The 2,533-nt window shown below is 39.4% G+C and carries 2 protein-coding genes; both read right to left on the reverse strand.

The features are described from left to right. Nucleotides 1–83: 83 nt before the first annotated feature. Nucleotides 84–983 (reverse strand): hypothetical protein, encoded by a 900-nt coding sequence (locus OU793_RS24075; RefSeq protein ID WP_017449275.1) that lies wholly within the window; start codon nt 981–983, stop codon nt 84–86. Nucleotides 984–1,383: 400 nt separating this feature from the next. Then, the gene (locus OU793_RS24080) at nt 1,384–2,031 is read right to left on the reverse strand and encodes an XRE family transcriptional regulator (protein ID WP_025983428.1); all 648 of its coding nucleotides are present in this window, start codon (nt 2,029–2,031) and stop codon (nt 1,384–1,386) included. Between the last annotated feature and the right edge of the window lie 502 nt (nt 2,032–2,533).

Genomic DNA, 2,533 nt, shown 5'->3' on the forward strand with positions numbered 1-2,533 from the left:
ATTAAAAAAAACGTGACCTACATCCCTTAAATGAGCTTCAGACGAGCGAAATCCTCCGCTTGCGCGGATTCGAATGATGATGGTTAGTGTGGATTCAATGATATTTGGGGAGTATATGCTTCAAATACACGCAAATTTGATTCAGCAACTTGCTCAAACTTGTTTGCATTCAAATAGCGTTGTACTACGCCGTTTGCCATATCCCTGAAACTCACCCATGCATGGCGCAGTCCATCTTTAATTTGACGCGCACGAGTCTCGATGATGGATTCAGCTACATTTTTATAACGAACGACTTTTAAATCATTAAAGAACGTTTCAGAGAATTGTTTATAAGCAGGAGCACCGCGGACAGTTCCCTCAGAATCTCCGATAGGAATATTAATAGATTCAGAGTTGTAGTAACCCGCACGTTTAAGATACCCAACGGCCTTATTAAACGATTTAGGCGCAATGTACTTCCCAAAACGCAACGCATGATCTTCATGAAACTGATGGTAACTTAATGGTTTCATTCCCTGTGGGGACGGTTCACCGACACGGCCACTGATCATATCCGTGTTAGCTAAAAGACAAGCTAGCACCCTAGCCACGAGTTCACGAGCCTGACGATTTCTCATTTCAGGAACCCACGTATACAAAGCATGAAAGCGCCTAGGATTATCGATAAACTCCTCACACGCTTTTAGGATCATTGCAAATTCAGTGGGAAGAGGAACAGCTCTTGGATTCTCTTTGTCTCGTAGTACACGTCGCTTAGTGAAGCCTATTTGATAGTTAGGATTCGGTTTACCCTTAGCTTTCAGACGTGCTTTTTCAGCTTCAATAGCGGCGTGATGAATATCAATACACTCACGAACTCGCGCTTGTCGAGCTGCTCGATACGCTGCGCTCGTTTTTTTTCGTTGAGCGCGAATGTGGTCTTGTGCTTCTTGAGCAAGATCTGAAACTGTTTGAGAGGTGTAGTGCTCAGAGACAGGCATCAGACAAACCCTCAGCGTTTATTCTTCCCAATTTAGCCACTATAAAACCGTGGGGAATAGGAGTACACTGATTCTGCTGTCTGAGAAAATTAGATAAAGTCATGTTATATTCCACACGTTTTAGGGGTGGTTCGGGTCTCACTCCAAACCAATATCCTTTGACTTTATAGAAAAAAATCAAAAAGATCAACTGCTTGAATTTTAGGCACAAAAAAACCGCCTACGTGTGGGAAGGCGGTTCGTTTGCGAATGCTATGTAGTCAGATTGAGGGTCTGACACATTCTAGTTCTGAAAAATACACTACATAGAAAACTATGTAGTTAGCGTGCTATGTAATGCACTTTTACTCCAAAACTTGATAGTAATTTTAACAAAACACCCAAAAGAGTAAAGTACAATTTAGTCGATTCTAGTCGAAAACCAAACTACTTTCCCTATAATTTTCAAATTAGTCAACTCATCAAATCGATAAAGCTCATCACTATATTCTTTATTATAACTACTTACTCTTATTTGATTTTTTTCATACGAGAATATTTTAACTCTCAAGAAATCATCTTGTTGAAAAACATACATTTTCCCATCAACAATATGCGTTTGTGAGCTATCAATGACGAGTAAGGAACCATGTTTGATTACAGGCTCCATACTATCTCCTGATGCTGTAATGCAAAAAAGAGACTGAATATCTAAACAAGGGAGATCTTTAATATGAATAAAACGGTGAGATTCATTGCTATTACAAACACCATTTCCAGCAGTTGCATTTACATGATGATAAAACGGAATTGTTTTAATTTCATTATGATAGTCTGCATTTTTACTTTCTTTCAGCTCTGATTCAGAGCGAATCCCATGCTCTAAAAACTCAACTGCAACATCAAAAAAGTCTGACAGTTGAATAATATTCTTCCTTTTTGGATAGGCTTTTCCCAATTCCCATTGCGATATGGTTGATTTTGTCAGATTCAACTTATGCGCAAGTTCATCCTGACTAAAGCCACGTAAATTTCGTAATTCTTTTATACGAATACCGATGCTTGTCATATTTCCCACAGCCATATAAAAACAATGCAAAAATTTACATTGCTTATATTATCTCTTTACTTGCAGGAAAATTATGTAAATTTAAGTGCGTTTATGTAGTTTTGTACTTTACATAAATTCACATTGTCGCCTATTATACTTTTACACTGTTCGTTTACACAGCATCGCTCTTTAATAACTTGCGCCACTGGCTGAAAGTTCGCCGCTATCGCGCTCGTCGTGAGACGACATGATGCGGATTTCAGAACTTTCAACGAGAGAAGCCCACAATATTCTCTCAATCACACCCTATCGCAAAGCGGCGAGGCGGGGCGTTGTTCATAAGCTGGGACAACTTAATGTGTCAGGCTTTTATCCTTTTTATCTGTTGAATGAAGAAAAGTATTTATGACTTGTAAAGTTCGCTGCTTAAAAATAAAGCACAGAAACCAAAAACTCTGCGCAAGTGTATCAAGAACCAAAACCGAGCGCGCGACATCCAGCTCTCGGGACATGACGCCCG

Origin of the sequence: Vibrio sp. VP6, from assembly GCF_028823755.1 — a bacterium.
Classification (GTDB): Bacteria; Pseudomonadota; Gammaproteobacteria; order Enterobacterales; family Vibrionaceae; genus Vibrio; species Vibrio parahaemolyticus.